The organism is bacterium, assembly GCA_026129405.1.
Lineage (GTDB): Bacteria > Desulfobacterota > Binatia > DP-6 > DP-6 > JAHCID01.
On the sequence record JAHCID010000007.1, the window covers coordinates 151,028 to 170,427 of the forward strand.

General features: G+C 72.7%; 18 protein-coding genes. 9 read left to right on the forward strand and 9 right to left on the reverse strand.

Annotated features, from left to right (window positions below; genetic code table 11):
* Positions 1 to 94: 94 nt before the first annotated feature.
* A complete protein-coding gene (locus KIT14_21115) occupies positions 95 to 1,300 on the reverse strand; it encodes an MFS transporter (GenBank protein ID MCW5893024.1) in 1,206 nt (401 codons plus the stop codon).
* Positions 1,301 to 1,355: 55 nt separating this feature from the next.
* On the opposite strand from KIT14_21115, the gene KIT14_21120 reads away from it, so the two are divergent.
* From KIT14_21120 to KIT14_21155, 8 genes are all read left to right on the forward strand, one after another.
* Complete coding sequence (locus tag KIT14_21120; protein MCW5893025.1) at positions 1,356 to 2,864, forward strand: AbgT family transporter; 1,509 nt, start codon at positions 1,356 to 1,358, stop codon at positions 2,862 to 2,864.
* Between the two features lie 89 nt (positions 2,865 to 2,953).
* Positions 2,954 to 3,730: an ATP-binding cassette domain-containing protein gene (locus KIT14_21125; protein ID MCW5893026.1), complete on the forward strand. Its 777-nt coding sequence runs from the start codon at positions 2,954 to 2,956 to the stop codon at positions 3,728 to 3,730.
* Positions 3,730 to 4,506, forward strand: coding sequence for an ABC transporter permease (locus KIT14_21130; protein ID MCW5893027.1), 777 nt, complete (start codon positions 3,730 to 3,732; stop codon positions 4,504 to 4,506). Before KIT14_21125 ends, KIT14_21130 begins: the two co-directional genes overlap by 1 nt.
* Before the next feature lie 4 nt (positions 4,507 to 4,510).
* Positions 4,511 to 4,987 carry an outer membrane lipid asymmetry maintenance protein MlaD gene (gene mlaD, locus KIT14_21135; GenBank protein MCW5893028.1) on the forward strand — a complete coding sequence of 159 codons (477 nt, stop codon included), beginning with the start codon at positions 4,511 to 4,513 and terminating at the stop codon, positions 4,985 to 4,987.
* On the forward strand, positions 4,987 to 5,805 hold the full coding sequence (locus tag KIT14_21140; protein MCW5893029.1) for a VacJ family lipoprotein: 819 nt from the start codon (positions 4,987 to 4,989) through the stop codon (positions 5,803 to 5,805). Before mlaD ends, KIT14_21140 begins: the two co-directional genes overlap by 1 nt.
* 22 nt (positions 5,806 to 5,827) lie before the next feature.
* Positions 5,828 to 6,403 carry an ABC transporter substrate-binding protein gene (locus KIT14_21145; protein MCW5893030.1) on the forward strand — a complete coding sequence of 192 codons (576 nt, stop codon included), beginning with the start codon at positions 5,828 to 5,830 and terminating at the stop codon, positions 6,401 to 6,403.
* A gap of 117 nt (positions 6,404 to 6,520) precedes the next feature.
* Positions 6,521 to 7,786: a hypothetical protein gene (locus KIT14_21150; GenBank protein MCW5893031.1), complete on the forward strand. Its 1,266-nt coding sequence runs from the start codon at positions 6,521 to 6,523 to the stop codon at positions 7,784 to 7,786.
* 18 nt (positions 7,787 to 7,804) lie between these two features.
* Entirely contained in the window at positions 7,805 to 9,067 is a 1,263-nt protein-coding gene (locus KIT14_21155; GenBank protein ID MCW5893032.1) for a prolyl oligopeptidase family serine peptidase, read from the forward strand.
* 46 nt (positions 9,068 to 9,113) lie between these two features.
* Here the strand turns inward: KIT14_21155 and hpnH are convergent, their stop codons facing one another.
* From hpnH to KIT14_21185, 6 genes are read right to left on the reverse strand one after another with little or no spacing between them, the layout of a single operon-like run.
* On the reverse strand, positions 9,114 to 10,112 hold the full coding sequence (gene hpnH, locus KIT14_21160) for an adenosyl-hopene transferase HpnH (protein MCW5893033.1): 999 nt from the start codon (positions 10,110 to 10,112) through the stop codon (positions 9,114 to 9,116).
* 26 nt (positions 10,113 to 10,138) lie between these two features.
* Entirely contained in the window at positions 10,139 to 11,491 is a 1,353-nt protein-coding gene (gene hpnE, locus KIT14_21165) for a hydroxysqualene dehydroxylase HpnE (GenBank protein MCW5893034.1), read from the reverse strand.
* Positions 11,488 to 12,351, reverse strand: coding sequence for a presqualene diphosphate synthase HpnD (gene hpnD / locus KIT14_21170; protein ID MCW5893035.1), 864 nt, complete (start codon positions 12,349 to 12,351; stop codon positions 11,488 to 11,490). The genes hpnE and hpnD overlap by 4 nt, the downstream gene beginning before the upstream one ends.
* Positions 12,351 to 13,580, reverse strand: coding sequence for a hydroxymethylglutaryl-CoA synthase (locus KIT14_21175; protein ID MCW5893036.1), 1,230 nt, complete (start codon positions 13,578 to 13,580; stop codon positions 12,351 to 12,353). The genes hpnD and KIT14_21175 overlap by 1 nt, the downstream gene beginning before the upstream one ends.
* A complete protein-coding gene (shc, locus tag KIT14_21180; GenBank protein MCW5893037.1) occupies positions 13,577 to 15,526 on the reverse strand; it encodes a squalene--hopene cyclase in 1,950 nt (649 codons plus the stop codon). Before shc ends, KIT14_21175 begins: the two co-directional genes overlap by 4 nt.
* A complete protein-coding gene (locus KIT14_21185) occupies positions 15,523 to 16,827 on the reverse strand; it encodes a hydroxymethylglutaryl-CoA reductase, degradative (protein MCW5893038.1) in 1,305 nt (434 codons plus the stop codon). Before KIT14_21185 ends, shc begins: the two co-directional genes overlap by 4 nt.
* Before the next feature lie 399 nt (positions 16,828 to 17,226).
* Between KIT14_21185 and KIT14_21190 the strand changes: the two genes are divergently transcribed.
* The gene (locus KIT14_21190) at positions 17,227 to 17,691 is read left to right on the forward strand and encodes a hypothetical protein (protein ID MCW5893039.1); all 465 of its coding nucleotides are present in this window, start codon (positions 17,227 to 17,229) and stop codon (positions 17,689 to 17,691) included.
* 6 nt (positions 17,692 to 17,697) lie between these two features.
* On the opposite strand, the gene KIT14_21195 is transcribed toward KIT14_21190, so the two are convergent.
* Both KIT14_21195 and KIT14_21200 read right to left on the reverse strand, forming a co-directional pair.
* A complete protein-coding gene (locus tag KIT14_21195; GenBank protein ID MCW5893040.1) occupies positions 17,698 to 18,108 on the reverse strand; it encodes an EVE domain-containing protein in 411 nt (136 codons plus the stop codon).
* A gap of 6 nt (positions 18,109 to 18,114) precedes the next feature.
* Positions 18,115 to 19,299, reverse strand: coding sequence for an acetyl-CoA C-acyltransferase (locus KIT14_21200; GenBank protein ID MCW5893041.1), 1,185 nt, complete (start codon positions 19,297 to 19,299; stop codon positions 18,115 to 18,117).
* Positions 19,300 to 19,400: the final 101 nt, after the last annotated feature.

Here is a 19,400-nt window from a genome sequence, read left to right on the forward strand (position 1 = left end):
CGGGCGATGCAGGTTCGCATGGCCGGCGACGGCGGGCGCTCCGCATGTCGACGGGGCGACGCGGAAGGCGCGACGGCGTCCGACCGGCGGCCGATCATCCACCGCTGCGTGCGGCCGCGCCGCGCAGCCGCGCGAGCGCGCCGAGCGCGCACGCGTTCAGCACCGCGAACACCACGAAGGCCGGCAGGTAGCGCCCCGTCCGATCCTGCACCCAGGCCGCGAAGACGGCGCCGAGGAAGCCCCCGGGCAGCAGCGCGAGCATGAGGGTGCCGTAGATGCGCGTCAGGTGTTGCGCCCCGAAGCACCACGCCACGAGCAGCGGCAGCATGACGTTCTCCGCCGCGACCGTGAGCCCGTGCACGGTGAGGAACAGCGGCAGGAGCCGCGGCACCTCGCCGACGGCGAGCAGCGCGAAGGAGCCGAGCGTCAGCAGACCGAAGGTCAGGAGCGCGGCCCGATGGACGGGGATGCGGTCGGCGACGAGGCCGACGCCGATCTTGCCCGCGATCCCGACCGCGATCGCCCACGCGAACCGGCGCGCCGCGGCGGCGTCGCTGAAGCCGACGTCGGTGAGGAACGCCACCAGGTGGTGGTTCACGCCGAGGTAGTAGAAGTAGAAGGTGAAGAGGACGCCCGCCAGGATCCAGAACGCGGGCGTCCGCACGGCCTCGGCGAGCGTCGCGCCGCCGAGCGTGTCGGGCGGGATCTCCGGCGCGGCCTGCGCGTCCGCGGGCCGCTCGCGCACCGCCCACAGCGCGAAGGGGATGATGAGGAGCCAGCCGCCGACGGCGAGCACGCGCAGCGCCACGCGCCAGCCCGCGCTCGCCGCGACCTCCGCCGCGACCAGCGGCACGAGCGCCCCGCCCAGGTTCGAGCCCACGAACACGAGCCCGAGCGCGAGCCCGCGCCGGCGCCCGAACCAGGCCGACACCACGCCGCCCGCCGGGATGTCGCCGAGCCCCGTGATCGCGACCCCGAGGAGGAACCCGAGCGCGTAGAACGACCACAGCGATTGCATGACCGACAGCCCGAGCAGGGCGGCCGCCACCAGCGTGATGGCGGAGGCGAAGACCGCCCGCGCGCCGACGCGCTCGACCAGCGCGCCGACGAGCGGGCTCGCCAGCGCCATGGCGAGCAGCAGCGGTCCACCCGCGGCCGCGAAGGCCGTCCGGCTCCAGCCCATCTCGGCGACCACGGGCTTCAGGAAGACGGCGAAGACGTACCCGCCGAGCCCGAGCCCCATCTGGCAGACGAGGCAGCCGAGCAGCACCCACCACCGCGCGCGATCGCCGGCTCGCACGCGGAGCTCTTAGCAAGCTTCCCGCCGGGCCCCCAAGCCGCTATCACGGCGCGCGATGGACGGGCCGGTGGCGGGCGGGCTCCTCGGGCGCATCGAGCGCCTCGGCAACCGCCTGCCGGATCCCGTGACCATCTTCGTGTTGCTCGGGGCCGCGACGCTGGCGGCGTCGTCGATCGCCGCGCACCTCGGCCTCGCGGTGACGCATCCCGTGACCGGCGCGCGCGTCGGTGTGGTCGACCTGCTGTCGTCGGCGGGCCTGCGCACCGTGTTGACGGGCGTGGTCCCGAACTTCACCGGCTTCGCGCCGCTCGGCGTCGTGCTGACGGTGATGCTCGGGATCGGCATCGCCGAGCGCAGCGGGCTCCTCGCCGCGGTGCTGCGGGCCTCGGTCACCGGCGTGCCGCCGCGGCTGGTGACGCCGGCCGTCGTGCTCGCGGGGCTCAACTCCCACGTCGCCGCCGACGCCGGCTACGTCGTGCTGACGCCGCTCGCGGCCCTGCTCTTCGCGACCCTCGGCCGCCACCCGCTCGCCGGCGTCGCCGCCGTGTTCGCCGGCGTCGCGGGCGGCTTCTCGGCCAACCTCTTCCTGTCGGCGCTCGACCCGATGCTGGCCGGGCTCACGCAGGAGGCGGCGCGGCTGTGGGATCCGTCGTACACCGTCTACGCGACGGCGAACTACTGGTTCCTCGCCGCCTCGGTGCCGCTGCTGACGCTGGTGGGCTGGTTCGTCTCCGACCGCATCGTCGAGCCGCGGCTCGGCGCCTGGACGCCGCCCGCCGACGTGCCGGCGCTGACCCCGCTCGACGCGCTCGAGCGCCGCGGGCTGCGCTGGGCGGGCGTCGCCGTCGTGGTCGCGCTCGCCGGCGTGGTCGCGCTCGCCCTGCCCGGCGCGCCGCTGCGCGCGCCCGAGACGGGCGACCTGGAGCCGTTCTTCGCGAGCCTCGTGACGCTGCTGACGGTGGTGTTCGCCGTCCCCGGCATCGCCTACGGCGTCGCCACCGGCTCGCTGCGCTCGGACCGCGACGCCGCCGGCATGATGGCGCGGGCGATGGCCGACATGGGGCCCTACGTCGTGCTCGCGTTCTTCGCCGGACAGTTCGTCGCCTGGTTCCGCCAGTCGGAGCTGGGGCTCGTGGTCGCGATCTCGGGTGCGAATGCGCTCCGCGCCGCCGACCTGAACGGCGTGCCCCTCCTCCTCGGATTCGTGGGCCTCACCGCGTTCATCGATCTCATCATGGCGAGCGCCTCGGCCAAATGGGCCGCGATGGCACCCGTCTTCGTGCCCATGTTCATGGCGCTCGGCTGGTCGCCCGAGGTGACGCAGGCGCTCTACCGGGTCGGCGATTCCTTCGCCAACTGCGTCACGCCCCTGAACCCCTACTTCCCGATCGTCATCGTGGCCGTGCGCCGCTGGGCCCCCGAGGTGCGGCTCGGCACGCTGCTCGCGGCGATGGTGCCGTACGCCGTCGCCTTCGGCGTCGCCTGGAGCGCCCTGGCCGTCGCCTGGGTGCTCCTCGGTCTCCCGCTGGGGCCCGGCGCCCCCATCCGCTTCCCGCCCGGGTGAGACCCGGTGCGCGCCGGGCCAATCGCCTGACACCTCCAGCCGCTGGCGCCAACGCCCGATACTGTTACAAGGACGAGCTCACCCCGGGCATGGGCGAGGGCGCACATATCGAGTTCGAAGCGGTGGAGATGGGCTTCGGCGGGCGAACGGTCTTCCGGAACCTGTCGTGCGTCATGCCCCGCGGGCGCATCACCGTGATCCTGGGCGGCAGCGGCTCGGGCAAGAGCACGATGCTGCGCCTGATCGGCGGCCTCGTGCAGCCGCGGGCCGGCCACATCCGCGTCGACGGCCGCGACGTCACCCGGCTCTCCGAGCGCGAGCTCTACGAGGTGCGCCGCGGGGTCGGCATGCTGTTCCAGAGCGGGGCGCTGCTCGACTCGATGTCGGTCTTCGACAACCTCGCCTTCCCGCTGCGCGAGCACACCGATCTCGACGAGACCGCCATCGCGACCGAGGTGCACGACCGGCTCGCCGCCGTCGGGCTGCGCGACGTCGACGACCTCCTGCCGAGCCAGCTCTCGGGCGGCATGGTGAAGCGCGTGGGACTCGCGCGCGCGATCATCCGCCGCCCCGGCATCGTCCTCGCCGACGAGCCGTTCTCCGGCCTCGATCCCATCTCGACGAAGCGCATCGAGGGCCTCCTGCGCCGGATCAACGCCGGCCACGGGCTCACCCTGGTCGTCGTCTCGCACGACATCGACTCCACCATGCGCATGGCCGACTGGATCGTGCTGCTCCAGGACGGCGGCGCCGTCCAGGGTCCGCCCGCCGAGCTGCGCCAGAGCCCGGACCGGCGCGTCCGCGCCTTCCTCGGGGAAGACCCCGGTGACGAGCACGACCCGTCGGCGCTCTCGGAGACGGCGTGATGCTCGGGCCGATCCGCGACCTCGGCTTCCTCGCCGTGCGCACGGTCGCCGACCTCGGCCGGATGGCGCAGTTCGCCGGCGACGTCGTCCGCTGCATCGTCCTGCCGCCGTACCGCTTCCGGGCGCTGCTCGACGAGATGTACAAGCTGGGCGTCCTGTCCCTGGTCGTGATCTGCGTCTGCGGGCTCGCGGTGGGGATGGTGCTGGGCCTCCAGGGCTACAACACGCTCGAGCGCTTCGGCGCCACGGGCGCGCTCGGGGCGGTCGTCGGCCTGAGCCTCGTGCGCGAGCTCGGACCCGTGCTGACGGCGCTCCTCGCCACCGGCCGCGCCGGCTCCGCCACCGCGGCGGAGATCGGCACGATGGTCGCCACCGAGCAGCTCGACGGCCTGCGCATGATGTCCATCGACCCGGTCGACGTCGTCGTCACGCCGAAGGCCGTGGCCATGGTGCTGGTGATGCCGCTGCTGTCGGCCCTGTTCATCGTGTGCGGCGTGTTCGGCGGCTACCTCGTCGGCGTGAAGCTGCTCGGCGTCGACGGCGGCGCCTACCTGTCGAGCCTCGAGACCTCGGTCGACTTCCACGACGACGTGCTCGGCAGCCTCGTGAAGGCGGTGGTGTTCGGCGGTCTGGTCGGGCTGATCGCGACCTACCGCGGGTTCACGAGCGCGCCGACGTCGGCGGGCGTGAGCGCCGCCACGACCGCGACCGTCGTGGTCGGCTCGGTGTCCATCCTGCTGATCGACTACGTCATCACTGCGCTGTGGGGGGTATGAGCACGTGAGCCGTTCTCCGGGACGCGATCTCCTCGTCGGACTCTTCGTCGTCGCGGGCCTCGCGGCCATCGCCTACCTGTCCCTGCGCGTCGGCGGGGTCACGTTCACGACCACCGAGCCGCTCGTCGTCTACGCCGACTTCGACGAGCTCGGGGGCCTCAAGGCGCGCGCGCCGGTGGTGATCTCGGGCGTGAAGGTCGGCCAGGTGAGCGGCATCGCGCTCGACCAGGACTACCGCGCCCGCGCGACCCTCCAGCTCGACCCGGCGCTGCGGCTGCCGAGCGACACCTCGGCCTCGATCGTGACCGCCGGCCTCCTCGGCGACCGCTACGTCTCGCTTCAGCTCGGCGGCGACGACACTCTCCTCAAGTCGGGCGATGCGCTCGCGTTCACGGAGTCGGCGGTGCTGCTCGAGCGGCTGCTGGGGAAGTTCATCCACAATACGGACGTCGGAAAGGGCGACGGAGGGGGAGGATCGTGATGTCGCGTCTCGCATGGCTCGGGGCTGCGCTCGGGCTGGGGCTCTGTCTCGCGGGCGGCGCGCCCCCGGCCCACGCCGACGAGAGTGCCCCGGAGGTGGAGCGGCCGGCGACGGCCGCCCCGGCGGCAGCACAGGCGCAGACGCCTGCCGAGGTCGCGCCCCAGATCGTGGAGTACGACCCCTGGGAGGGCTTCAACCGCAAGATCTTCGCCTTCAACGACGGCCTCGACACCTGGGTGCTCGAGCCCACGGCGAGGGGCTGGGCGTACATCACGCCGCAGCCGATGCGCACCGGGTTCTCGAACTTCTTCAACAACCTGCGCTTCCCGGTGAACTTCGTGAACAACGTCTTCCAGCTGAAGCTGTTCGACGCCTCGCAGGACGTGGCCCGCTTCGTCGTCAACACGGCGATCGGCGGCGCCGGCTTCCTCGACCCGGCGAGCGACCTCGGCCTGCGCCAGTCGTACGAGGACTTCGGCCAGACCATGGCGCACTGGGGCACGCCCGCCGGGCCCTACTTCGTGCTCCCCATCCTCGGCCCGTCGACCGTGCGCGACACCGCCGGGCTGCCCGTCGACGCCGCCGCGACGATCTATCCGTTCTTCGTCAGCGCGGCGGTGACGATCGGCCCGCGCATCCTCGACGTGATCAACACCCGCGCCGCCTTCCTGAGCGAGGTCGCGGAGGCGAAGGAGGCGTCGTTCGACTACTACGTCTTCGTGCGCAACGCCTATCTCCAGCGCCGGCAGGCGCTCATCGAGGACCGCGCGGAAAAGGACAAGACCTATGACGACAGCCTCTACGAGATCGTGGACTGAGCGCCTCGCCCTCGGGGCCTTCGTGCTGCTCGCGACCGTCGCGGTGGCGCGCGCCGGGGAGGATCCGAAGGCGGTCGTGCAGGCGAACGCCGACCGGATCATCGCGGTCCTCTCGAACGAGGCGCTGTCGCAGGAGCAGAAGCGCCAGCAGGTGGAGGACATCGTCGTCTCGGGCGTCGACTTCGAGATCCTCTCGCGCCTCGTCCTGGCGCGGAACTGGAGCCGCTTCTCGCCCGCGCAGCAGGACGAGTTCATGCGCGAGTTCCGCCGCCACCTCTCGCAGACCTACGGCCGGCGCCTCGACCAGTACCGCAACGAGAAGATCCAGGTGACCAGCGAGCGCACCGAGTCGAACGGCGACGTCACCGTGAAGTCGCGCATCCTGCGCGGCGGCGCGGGCGCCGACGTCGACCTCGACTACCGGCTGCGCAAGGTCGACGGGCAGTGGAAGATCATCGACTTCGTGATCGAGCAGGTGAGCCTGGTGTCGAACTTCCGCTCGCAGTTCCAGGACATCGTAGCGTCGGGCGGGCCCGAGAGGCTGCTCACGGTGCTGCGCGAGAAGACGGCGAAGGGCGAGGAGTTCAAGGCGTCCTGAGGCCGCGCCGGGCGCGCCTGCGGTCGGCTTCGGTGGCCGTACGGCCCGTGCAGCGACGCGTCTGACACGGTGCGGGGTTGATGGCACGGAGGGCGACGCGGTACCCATGCCGGCGTCATGCGCGCCGCGTTGGGGCTGGTGGCCCTGCTCGTCCCTGGCCTCGTGGCCGCTGCCGTCGGCCCCGGGGACCATCCGCGGACCGGCGACGTCGCGGGGACGCCGCGGGACTGGGTGCTGCACGTCCCGCCCGGATACGACGGCACGCGGGACCTGCCGCTGGTCCTCGACCTGCACGGCTGGACGTCGACCGGCGCCGAGCAGCGCATCGTCTCCGGGATCCAGGCGGTGGCCGATCGCGAGGGCGTCCTCGTGGTGTGGCCGAACGGCGTCGACAACGCCTGGAACGCCGGCATCTGCTGCGCCGGCGCCAGCCGGGACGACGTCGCCTTCCTGCGCGAGGTGGTCGCGCGCACGGCCGCCGAGGTCCGCGTCGACCCCGAGCGCATCTACGCGACGGGCCTCTCGAACGGCGGCGCCATGTCGCATCGCCTCGCCTGCGACGCCGCCGACCTCTTCGCGGCGGTGGCGCCGATGGCCTTCCCGCTGCCGTACGCCGACTTCGCGGACTGCCGGCCGGCGCGCGCCATCCCGGTGCTGACCGTGATGGGCCTCACCGACACCCTCGTCGCCTACGAGGGCGGCCCGTTCCCGTCCGCGGCCGACACCTTCGCCTGGTGGCGCGACGCGAACGGCTGCACCGGCACGCCGGCGACCGTGGCCCACGGCGTCGCGCGCTGCGAGACGTACGCGTCGTGCAACGCCGGAGTCGAGGTCTCTCTGTGCAGCGTGGTCGCGCAGGCCTTTCCCGGACTGCCGATCAGCGGGCACGTCCTCTACCTGAACGACCAGCTCGTGCTCGCCGAGGAAGCGTGGCGCTTCCTCTCCCGCTTCACGCTGTCCGAGGTCGCACCGGCGGCCGAGACCGCGCTCTCGGGCACCGCACGGCTGCGCTTCGGCACCCGCAAGGGCGCGCGCGAGCGCATCACCTGGACGGCGGCGGTGAGCGCCGGCACGTGGAACGCGACGACCGCCGACGGCGCGAAGCTCGGCGGCAGCGCGCGACGCCGCAAGCGTGCACGCGCAGTGACGCTGACCCCGACCGCCCCGTCGCTGGAGCGGCTGACCGCCGAGGTGCTCGCGCACGTCGAGGCGCTCACCGGCACGTCGGGCTGGCAGATCACCCTCGACCCGAACGCCGTCCTGCACGTCCAGCTCGACCGCAACGGCGTCCCGCGGGCGCTGCGCGCCACGCTCCGCATCCGGCGGAGCGACGTGGCAGGCGCCGCCGTGGGTCGCCTCACCCTGGCGCTGAAGCGCCGCTGACACCGGGAGATTCGCCGCATGCTGCTTCCCTCGCTCCTCCTCACCGCCCTGCTGCTCCCGTCGCTCGCGGCGGCGGTCCTCGTGCCCGGAGACAACGACCGCACCATCGACGTCGGCGGTCAGACGCGCACGTACCGCGTCCACGTGCCGCCCGGCTGGACGCCGGCGAAGCAGGTGCCGCTGGTGCTCGACATCCACGGCTGGAGCGCGAACGCAGCGGTGCAGCAGGCGCTGTCGGGCCTCGAGGCGGTGAGCAACCGGGAGGGGTTCCTGGTCGTGTGGCCGCAGGGCCTCAACAACGCGTGGAACGCCGGGGTGTGCTGCGGCAATCCGGGGCTCGACGACGTCGCCTTCCTGCGCGCCGTCATCGAGGCGGCGACGGCCGAAGGCAACGTCGATCGGCGGCGGACCTACGTCACCGGCCTCTCGAACGGCGGCGCGATGTCGCACAAGCTCGCCTGCGAGGCGTCCGACCTGTTCGCGGCGGCGGCGCCGATGGCGTTTCCCCTGCCCTATCCGAACCTCGCCACCTGCGCGCCCGCCCGCCCGATGCCGATCCGCATGGTGATGGGCCTGACCGACGTCCTGGTCGCGTACGAGAACGGCTCGTTCGGCTCGGCGCCGGGGACCTTCGCCCGCTGGCGCGACATCCACGGCTGCTCCGGCACGCCGGCGCTGGTGCCGCACGGCGCCGCCCGCTGCGAGACGTTCGCCCCGGCGCAGTGCGCGACAGGCTTCGAGGTGGGCCTGTGCAGCGTCGTCGCACAGGAGTACCCGGGCGCGTTCTTCAGCGGCCACATCCTCTACGTCAACCCCGACCTGAACCTCGCCGAGGAGGCCTGGGCGTTCTTCGCGCGCAACCTCCTGCCGGTGCCGTTCCCCGCCGAGCCGCAGGCGTTGCGCGGCACGGCGAAGCTCCGCTTCGGCGGCCGCCGCACGACGTGGAAGGACCTCACCTGGCGGCTCGGCCTCGCCGACACGGCCGTCGTCGAGACCGACCGCGGCACCATGCTGCGCGCCGCCATCGGCTCCGGGAAGCGGCGCACGCGCACGCTGACGCTCGACGCCGAGAGCCGGCGCGCGCTGCTCTCGGACGTCGTCGCGCGCATCGAGGCGCTCACCGGGCAGACGGGCTGGAACGTGACGCTCGCCGACGCGCCGCTCGTCTACCAGGTCGACAAGCAGGGTGCCCCGAAGGTACTGCGCGCGACGCTCCAGATCGTCGGCGCCGACCGCGCCTCGTCCGGCAAGCTGGTCCTGAAGCTGCGGCTGCGACGCTGACGCGCACGGCGCGGCCGGGCGACGCCGTCGCCCGGCCGCCTCGCCGTCACGCGCCCATCTGCCAGCGGGCCATGCGCAGCACGTCGCTCGGCGAGTCGCCGAGCTTGCGCACGACGGACGGCTCGAAGCCGGAGTGCATGAAGCAGTTCTGGCAGCGCGCGTCCTCGCGCGTCTCCCAGTAGTCCCAGTCGACGCCGCCCCAGAAGTCGCGCCAGGTCGGGTAGTACTTGCCTTCGATCAGGTAGCAGGGACCCTTCCAGCCCTTCGGCGAGCGCGTCGGGTTGCCCCACGGCGTGCACGGGTAGTCGCGCTTGCCGGCGGCGAACTCGAGGAAGAGCGGCGTCGACGACACCGGGTAGCGCTTCGCCAGCTCGAGCACGCGCGTGAACTTCTCGTGCGTCTCCTGCTTGTGGAGGAACCGGTCCGCCGCGATCTTCTCGTAGTGGTAGCCGGGCGAGAGCAGGATGCCGTCGATGCCGAGGCCCGTGAGGAAGGCGCACATCTCCTCGATCTCGTCCATGCCGGTCTCGCGGAAGATCGTGGTGTTGGTGCACACGGCGTAGCCGCGCTGCTTGCCCTCCCTGATCATCTCGATCGCCCGGTCGAAGGTGCCCGGGCGGTCGGTGATCTTGTCGTGCGTCGCACGCATGCCGTCGAGGTGCACGTTGATCATGAGGCGCTTGTGCGGCGTGCCCTTCTTCCAGAAGCGGTCGAGGAGGATGCCGTTGGTGCAGACGATGACGTGCTTCTTGCGCGCGATCGTCCGCTCGACCAGCTCGGCCAGCTCCGGATACACCGTCGGCTCGCCGCCGCAGATCGACACCACCGGCGCCCCGCACTGGTCGACCGCCTCGAGGCATTGGTCGACCGTGAGGCGGTCCTTCAGGTTGCCGTTGTAGCGCTCCGGCGAGCAGCCGATGCAGGCGAGGTTGCACGTGTGCAGGGGCTCCAGCATCAGCACGAACGGATAGCGCCGGTTGCCGGCCCACCAGTTGCGGAGCTGCCACTTCATCATGTCGGTGGCGACGTGCAGGGGAAATCGCATCGGGTCCTCCGTGTGCTCTCGGGCGCCTAGCACGCGCCCCATTGCGCCGCCACCAATTCCGCGGCGCGCTCGCCGCTCTCGACGGCGCTCTCGATGGTGGCGGGCAGGCCGGTGGCCGTCCAGTCGCCGGCCAGGAAGAAGCCGCCGAGCGGCGTCACCGGGCCGGGTCGCCGGCGCTCGGTCGCCGGCGTCAGCGACGTCGTCGCGTGCTTCTCCTTCACCACCACCGCGTGCCGCAGCGCCGCCGCACGCGCCGCCGGCAGCACGGCGCGCAGGTCGGCGAGGACGCGCTCGGCGACCCGCGACGTCTCCCAGCCGACGACCTCCCGCCCGGCGCTGATGACGGCGCTGACGCACTGCCCCCCGCCGGCCGTCTCGCCCGTCAGCCGGGTGCGGTTGAACGCCCACTGCGTGGTCGTGCCGAGGAGCCCGACGAAGTCGCCGTCCAGCACGGGGCGGTCGAGCCAGCAGTGGGCCGAGACGATGGGCGAGGTCTCGAAGGCGTCGAGGCCGTCCAGGGCGGGGGCGGCGCGCAGCGCGGGCGGCAGCAGCGGGCCCAGCGCACGCGGCGTCACCGTGCTGATGCAGGCGTCGGCGGCGAGCCGCCGCCCGTCGCGCAGCACGACGGCCGACAGGCGCGTGCCGTCGGTCTCGAGCGCCGCCGCCGGCGCGCCCGACTCGACGCGGCCGCCGTGCGCCTCGATGTGACGGCGGGCGTCGTCGGTGTAGAGGTCCGACAGGCCCACGCGCGGCAGCACGAACTGCGAGTCGGCGCGCGAGCGGAAGAAGGCGCGCGCCAGCACCTCGGCGAACGGGCCGGCGGCGGCGCGCTCGGGCGACTCGTTCAGCGTCGCCAGCACGACGGGCGTCCAGAACGCGGCGCGCGCGTGCGCCGACTGTCCGAGCCCGACGAGCAGCTCGTCGACCGTCGCCGCCGCCAGGGCCGCGTCCCGGCGCCGGTGACGCGCGAGGAGCCGCAGGCCGCCGAGCAGCGCCCGCAGGCGCTCGCCGCGCGACAGCAGGCGATAGCGCGTGATGCCGGCGAGCATGTGCAGCGGGCTCGGCCAGCCCGGGCATGCGATCGAGCCCTTCCCCTCGGTCGGATGCACGAGGTCGACGCGCAGGTTCTCCTGGCGCACGAGCTTCCCGGCGGCACCGATGCGGCGCAGGAAGCCGAGCGTGCGCGTGTAGCAGCCCATCATCGCGTGCTGGCCGTTGTCGACGGTCTCGCCGGTCGCCGCGTCGCGGAACGAGTAGGCGCGGCCGCCGAGACGCTGGCGCGCCTCCAGCACGGTGACACCCAGCCCGCGCTCGGCGAGCGCGACCCCGGCGGCGAGCCCCGCGAAGCCCCCACCGACGATCACCACGTGGCGGGTCACGTCAGCGCCGCCAGCTGCGAGCGCCCCCACGCCGCGAGCGCGAGGCCGACCTTCTCGTAGCGGTGCAGCGTGACGCGGGCGCCGAAGACGTCGAAGCGCCGCGCCTCGATGCGATCGAGCAACCGCTCGTAGATCGCGCGCATGGCCTCGGCCGGCGCGAGCGCCCGGCGGTCGCCCGGATCGAGCGCGCCCGACGCCCGCAGGTAGTAGGCCCGCGCCCGCCCGCACTCGAACGCGAGCAGCGCGCCCACGTGCGGCGACCAGCGGCCGGAGAGCAGCTCGTCTTCCGACACGTCGAAGCGCGCCAGGTCCTCGAGCGGCAGGTAGATGCGCCCGCGCTGCGCGTCCTCGGCGACGTCGCGCAGGATGTTCGTCAGCTGGAAGGCGATCCCGAGGTCGACGGCGTAGTCGGTCGCGGAGTCGTGCTTGCGGCCGAACACCTCGATGCAGAGGAGCCCGACCGTGGACGCCACCCGCCAGCAGTAGGTGTAGAGGTCGTCCCAGGTCGCGTAGCGACGGACGCGGAGATCCATCTCGACGCCGTGGATCAGCTCCTCGAACGGCTCGCGCGGCAGCCGGAAGCGCTGCACGGCGTCGGCGAGCGCCACGCCGATGGGATGCGTCGCATTGCCGGCGACGACGCGATCCAGCTCGTCGCGCCAGCGCGCGAGCAGCGCGGCCGGGTCCTTGCGCCCCTCGTCGTCGGCGACGTCGTCGACGAAGCGACAGAACGCGTACACCGCCTCGAGGCCGGCGCGCCGCTCGGGCGGCAGGAGGCGGAACGCCTGCGCGAAGTTGCTGCCGCTGCGCTTCAGCACGTCGCGGCAGTAGGCGTGCGCCTCGGCGAGCGCCGACGGAATCACGCCGCCCACGCCTCCGAGCGGTACACGCGCTTGTGGTCGCGCACCTCGGCGAGATGGCAGACGCCGCCGTAGCCCGCCGGCGGCGTGCCGCCGCGCGGCCCGTCGCGCAGCAGCGCCTCGTACTCGGCGACGTCGACCTCGCGCCGGCCCGCGAGCAGCGCGCGCGCGCCGATCGCGCCCGCCGCCGCCGCGCTGCCGGTCGGGAAGCGGCCGGTGAAGAACTCGGCGCAGCTGCCCGAGCCGTAGGAGAAGAGCGCGACGTCGCGTTCCTCCAGCGCGCTCGCGTGCTGCTCCGCCATCCAGGCCAGGGCCAGCCAGAGCGACGCCGTGTAGGTGTTGCCCGACTGCCGCGCCAGCGCCAGCCACGGGTCGACGCGCTCGGCGTACGAGCGCTCGAAGGCGTGCGCGCGCGCGTCGGCGTCGCCGTCCTCGCCGGCGACGAGGCGCGCGTGCGCCTTGTGCGCCATCTTCGGAAAGGGCGTGTGGTAGAGGAAGGCTGCGAAGCGCTCGAGCAGCGGCCCCGCGCCGTCGCCGTTGCGCGCCGTGCGCCAGTCGGCGAGCGCGCCGGTCAGCGCGTCGAGATAGCAGTCGAGCGAGAACTTGCCGTCGACGAGCGCCTCGCGGCGGTCGAGCGGCCTCCAGAAGTCCCAGACGCTGCTCGCATGGACGCCGGTCGCCGGATCCAGCCGCAGGAGCCGCGGCGCCGCCGAGACCACCATCGCCGCCGCGCCCGCGCCCTGCGTGAACTCGGCGCTGGAGCCGAGCTCGTAGCGGGCGATGTCCGACGCGAGCACCAGCGCCTTGCGCCCGCGCGACGCCGGCGAGCGCACCCAGTCGGCGGCGAGCAGCACGCCGGCGGTGCCGCCGTAGCAGGCGTGCTTCACCTCGAAGGTGCGGCACGACGCCGGCAGGCCGAGCAGCTCGTGCACGAAGATGCTGGCGGGCTTGGCGTGGTCGACGGCCGTCTCGGTGCCGAGGACGAGGAGCCCGATCTCGTCGCGGCGCACCTCGCCGCGCGCGAACAGCGGCGCCGCGGCGTTGACGGCGAGCGTGACGGTGTCTTCCCAGGGCGGCGTCACGGCCATCGCGTGCGCGCCGAGGCCGACGGTGATCTTCTCCGCCGGCACGTCGCGCGCCGCGGCGAGGCGCTCGAGCGGCAGCACGTAGCGCGGCAGGTAGACGCCCAGGGCGTCGATGCCGACGCCGATCGGATCGGGGGTGCTCACGATGCGGCCTCCGTCCCGCGCAGACGCCGGCGCCAGCGACCGAGGGCCATGAGCGGGAAGTAGTCGCGGTACATCCAGTACCGCAGGTAGAAGTGGCCCGGGAATCCCGTGCCGGTGAAGAGCGTCTCGTCCCACCCCCCACCGGGCCGTTGGCGCTCGAGCAGCCAGGCGACGGCGCGCTCGCACTCCGGGCTCGCGCCGCGCTCGCCGGCGAGCAGCCCGAGCACCGCCCACGCCGTCTGCGACGGCGTCGACTCGCCCTGCCCGGCCAGCGTCTCGTCGTCGTACGAGGCGAGCGTCTCGCCGAAGCCGCCGTCGGCGTTCTGGTGCCGCTTCAGCCAGGCGACGGCGCGCTGCATGTGCGCCGCCTCGGGCTCGTCGCCGATGGCGCGCAGGCCGGAGAGCGCCGACCAGGTGCCGTAGACGAAGTTCGCGCCCCAGCGGCCCCACCACGAGCCGTCGGGGCGCTGCGTCCGCAGCAGGAAGGCGCGGCCGCGGCGGGCGCGCGCGTAGCCGAGGTCGAAGCCCTGCTGGCCCATCAGCTCGAGCAGGCGGCCGGTCAGGTCCTCCGTCGGCGGGTCGATCATCGCGCGCATGTCGGCGAACGGTATCTCGTTCAGCCAGGCGGCGTCGTTGTCCGTGTCGAAGGCGCCCCAGCCGCCGCTCCGGCTCTGCATGCCATAGGACCAGTTGGTGCCGTACGCGATCGCGCGGCGCTGGCGACGGACGTCGCTCGCGCGGATGCGGTCCAGCACCATGAGGATCACCGCCGAGTCGTCGACGTCGGGGTACCAGTCGTTCGCGAACTCGAACGCCCAGCCGCCGGGATCGAGGTCGGGGTTGTAGACGCTCCAGTCGCCCGGGGCGAAGATCTGGTTGTCGATCAGCCAGTCGGCGGCACGCACGAGCGCGTCGTGCGTGCCGGGAAGGTCGGAGTCGAGGAGCGCCTTGGCGGTGAGCGCCGTGTCCCACGTCGGCGAGACGCAGGGCTGGAAGAAGAGCTGGCCCTGGTGCTCTATGAGGAAGTCCTCGATGCCCCGGATGCCGTTCACGATCGCGGGGTGGTCGTCGCGGTAGCCGAGCGTGCGCAGCGCCATCACGCAGTTCAGCATCGGCGGCTGGATGCCGCCCCAGCCGCCGTTCGCGTCCTGGCGCTCCAGGATCCACTGCTCCGCCGCGCGCAGCGCCCGGGCACGGAAGGGCTTCCAGGGGCTCCTGCCCACCACCTCGAGCGTGCGGTTCAGGGCGAGGAAGAAGTTGCGCCAGGTGAAGAACTGCCTGCTGCGCGGGAAGCCGAGCGACTCGGGGGTCGGGCTCGGGTCGCACCACAGCTCCTCCACGCCGCAGCCGGGCTCGAGCGCGACGCGCGGCCGGAACGCCATCAGCACGGTCATCGGCACGACCGTCTCGCGCGCCCAGCTCGCCATCTTCCAGATGTTGATCGGGAACCACGGCGGCAGCAGCACGAGCTCGACCGGCATCGCCGGCAGGCCCCACCACGGGAACTGCCCGAAGTAGGCGAGGAACGTGCGCGTGAACACCTGCGCCTTCTCGAGCCCGCCGTGCGCCAGGATGAACTCGCGCGCACGCCGCATCGCGGGATGATCCGCGGAGACGCCGGTCAGCTTGAGGGCGAAGTAGGCCTCGATGGTCGTCGACTGGTGCCCCGGCCCCCCGTGGTAGAGGGGCCAGCTGCCGTCGTCCGACTGCGTCGCCAGCATGCGCGCCGCGAGCCGCTGCTCGGTCTCCTGCGGACGCCGGCCCATGAAGCGGTTGAAGACGACGTACTGCGCGTCCATCCCGACGTTGGCCTCGAGCGGCGCGTGCCAGTAGCCGTCGGGCGCCTGCAGGCCGAGCAGGTACTCCTGGCTGCGGGCGATGGCGTCGTCGAGCGCCGGGCCGCGCGCGGCGACCTCACCCGGATCGGTGACGGCGGCGAAGCTCATCGCCGGGCCGCGCTTTCCGCATGCAGCGCGGCGAGGATCTCGCGCGCCTTGTGCAGCTTGATCTCGCCCGAGGCGATGAGCCGCTCGACGACGCGGTCGGCGAGCTCCTCGGAGGCGCCGACCGCGAGCGCGAGGCCGCGTGCGTGCAGCGCCATGTGGCCGCGCTGGATGCCGTCGGTGACGAGCGCACGCAGGGCCGCGAAGTTCTGTGCCAGCCCGACGGCGGCCATCACCGCCGCCAGATCCCGCGCCGACTCGACGCCGAGCAGCCGCAGCGCGAGACGCGCGCGCGCGTTCAGCTCGAGGTTGCCGCCCACGGTCGCGACGGCCAACGGCACCTCGAGGCGGCCTTCGAGGGCGCCGCCCTCGACGCGCCACGTGCTGAGCGGACGATACGCGCCCTCGCGCACGGCGTACGCGTGCGCCCCCGCTTCGATGCCGCGCCAGTCGTTGCCGGTCGCGAGCGCGACGGCGTCGATGCCGTTCATGACGCCCTTGTTGTGGGTGCAGGCACGGTAGGGATCGACCCAGGCGAGCGCCCACGCCTCGGCGACGCGTGCGGCGACGGTGTCGCCGGGCAACGTGCGCGTCGTCAGCACCTCGAAGGGGAAGCGGACGCGGGCACGCGCGAGCCGGCGATCCGCGAGGTTCGAGAGGATGCGCAGCCGCGCCTCGCCGCCGGTGAGCTCCTCGACGGCGGGCGCGAGCGCCTCGACGACGGTGTTGACGGCGTTGGCGCCCATGGCGTCGCCGCAGTCGAGCAGGACGTCGACGGCGAGCATGCCGCCGAGGCCGGCGTCGGGCAGCACGCGCACCTCGATGCCGCGCGCCCCGCCGCCGCGGCGCACCATGTTCGGGTGGACGGCGTCGGCGGCCGCCATCAGGCGCGGCGCCGCCTGCTCGATGCGCAGGCGCGCGGCGGCGACGTCGGGCACGCGGATCAGCAGGATCTGGCCGATCATGACGCCCGGGTCGGCGTCGGCCTCGAAGCCGCCGGCCTCGCGCGCGAGCCGCGCGGCCGAGCTGGCCGCCGCGACCACGGACGGCTCCTCGACCGCCATCGGCACCAGACGATCGCGACCGTTGATGCGGAAGTTGAGGCCGATACCGAGCGGCAGCCCGAGCACGCCGACGGCGTTCTCGATCATGTGGTCGGCGGCCTCGAAGGCCATCACCTCGGTGCGCAGCGCCTCCAGCTCGGCGGCGCCGAGCCCGGTGCGTGCGGCCAGGGCCTCCAGGCGCCCGTCGTGCTCCAGCCGGCCGAACCCGACGATGCGCGAGCCCTGCTCCTCGGTCTGCATGCGTTCCTCCACGCCGCGATGCGTCCTGACCTGTTGGTCAGCGCCCGGGTCGCCTTTGCTTTCCTGCATCCGCCTCCGCCGCTCTTCCGCCGATCTGGTCTGGCTTTTCCCGGCCTTCGGGATCGGGCGTCGTCCTGACCGCTCGATCTAAACCGATCGGTCAGGCGTCTACGGAAGCGCCGGTGCCTTGTCAAGGTCGCTGGATACTGCGCGGGGGCGTGCCTGCGCGCGGGAGGCGGCGGGGACGAGACCGCCGTCGCCGTACTCTTCGTACCCGGGGGGCGCGAGTGCGAAGAGCGCACGCTTCCGCGGAGGCCGGATGCGGCCGCCGCTGCGTCGAGACGAGCCGGGCCGCGGGCGGGTTTGACCCCGGACCGACTGGCCTGGGATAGGCGGCACATGTCGATGCGTCGCTGCGCCGTCCTGCTGGTCCTTGGCATCGCCGCGGTCGCGGCCGCCGTCTCCGCCCCGATGCCCGAGGACGTTGTCGGCGACTGGGTCCCGGCCGGCGGCAGCTGCGACGCGACGACGCGCTTGCGGGTCGAGTCGCAGCGCATGACGCTGGTGAACGGCAGCGACCAGCAGTCGTGGGGCGACCTCGAGACCGCCCTCACCTTCTTCGGCCCCGAGTACGACGGCATCTCGACGGTGGTGATGCCGGACTTCGACAGCGGCGACCCGCCGTTCACCGTCTACTTCAACGCCGACGAGAAGAAGGGCGTGACCAAGGTCGAGATCTACGTCCCCATGCAGGGCAACACGAACGCGCAGGTCGCGGCGATCCAGGCGAAGCACGAGAAGCTCGCGAAGCGCTTCCCGGGGCTCAACATGACGCCGCTCAAGAGGTGCGCGGCGACGAAGTAGCGGGGATCAACCGCCCTTCGCGACGATGCGGTCGAAGGCCGCCTTCTCGAGCGGCATCACGCTGAGCCGCGACTGCCGCACGAGCGGAATGTCCTGCAGCACCGGGTCGGCCTTCACGTCGGCCAACGTGACGGGCGTCGCCAGCGCCTTCACCGGCACCAGGTCGACGACGACCCAGCCCGGCTCCTTCGCCGTGGGATCGGGGTAGGCCTCGCGGGACACCTCGGCGATCCCGACCACGGCGGTGCCGACGACCGAGTGGTAGAACAGCACCCGGTCGCCGGCCCGCATGGCCTGGAGGTTGTTGCGCGCCTGGAAGTTGCGGACGCCGTCCCACATGGTCCGGCCGTCCTTCACCAGCTGGTCGAAGGAGTACTTCGTGGGCTCCTGCTTCACCAACCAGTAGCGGCGCGCCATCGGACTTCAGGCGGCCTCGAACAGCCCCGCGGCGCCCATGCCGCCGCCGATGCACATGGTGACGATGCCGTAGCGCTTGCCGAGCCGCTTCAGCGTGAGCAGGAGCGAGCCGACCTGGCGCGCGCCGGTCATGCCGTACGGGTGGCCGATCGAGATCGAGCCGCCGTTCGGGTTCAGCTGCTCCATCGTGATGCCGAGCTTGTCGCGACAGTAGACGACCTGCGACGCGAACGCCTCGTTCAGCTCGACGATGTCGATGTCCTCGATCTCGAGCCCCGCGCGCGAGAGCAGCTTCGGCACGGCGAAGATCGGCCCGATGCCCATCTCGTCGGCCTCGCAGCCGGCGAACACGGTGCCGCGGAAGAAGCCGAGCGGCTCGATGCCGAGCGCCTTGGCGCGGTCGGCCGACATGATGATGACGGCCGCGGCGCCGTCGGAGAACTGCGAGGCGTTGCCGGCCGTGACGCTGCCCGTCTCCTTGAAGGCCGGCGGCAGCTTCTGCAGGCTCTCGAGCGTGGTCTCGGGACGGTTGCACTCGTCGCGCTCGACCGTGACCTCCTTCTCCGAGGTCGTGCCCGTCGCCTTGTCGGTGACCTGCATCTTCACCGTGAGGGGCGTGATCTCTTCCTTGTGGAAGCCGTTCTTCTGGAAGGCGGCGGTGCGCTGCTGCGACGCGAGCGCGTACTCGTCCTGGGACTCGCGCGAGATCTTGTAGCGCTCGGCGACGATCTCGGCCGTCAGCCCCATCGGCATGTAGACGTCGCGGTAGTGGTCCATCAGCCAGGGGTTGAACAGACCGTTCTTGTTGAAGTCGTTCTGCATCATGGTGATCGACTCGAGACCGCCCGCGACCACCGCGTCGGCGCCCTCGTTCTCGACCATGTGGGCGGCGACGGCGACCGCGTTGAGACCCGACGAGCAGAAGCGGCTGACGGTCGAGCCCGCGACCTCGTGCGGCAGGCCGGCGAGGATCGCGACGTTGCGACCGACGTTGAAGCCCTGCGGGCCCTCGGGGAAGCCGGTGCCCATGACGCAGTCGTCGATCTCCTTCGGATCGAGCGACGGCACCTTGGCGAGGGCGGACTTGACGGCGTGGGCCGCGAGGTCGTCGGGACGGGTCTGGTTGAACGAGCCGCGGAACGACTTGGCGAGCCCGGTCCGGGCGGTCGCGACGATCACGGCTTCACGCATCTTCCGCATGGGAAAGTATCCTCCAAGGAGCGTTTTCTGGTGAACCCGGGTCGGGTACCACGCGTGATCGGCCGCAACAACCGCGCCAGCCCCGATCGGGC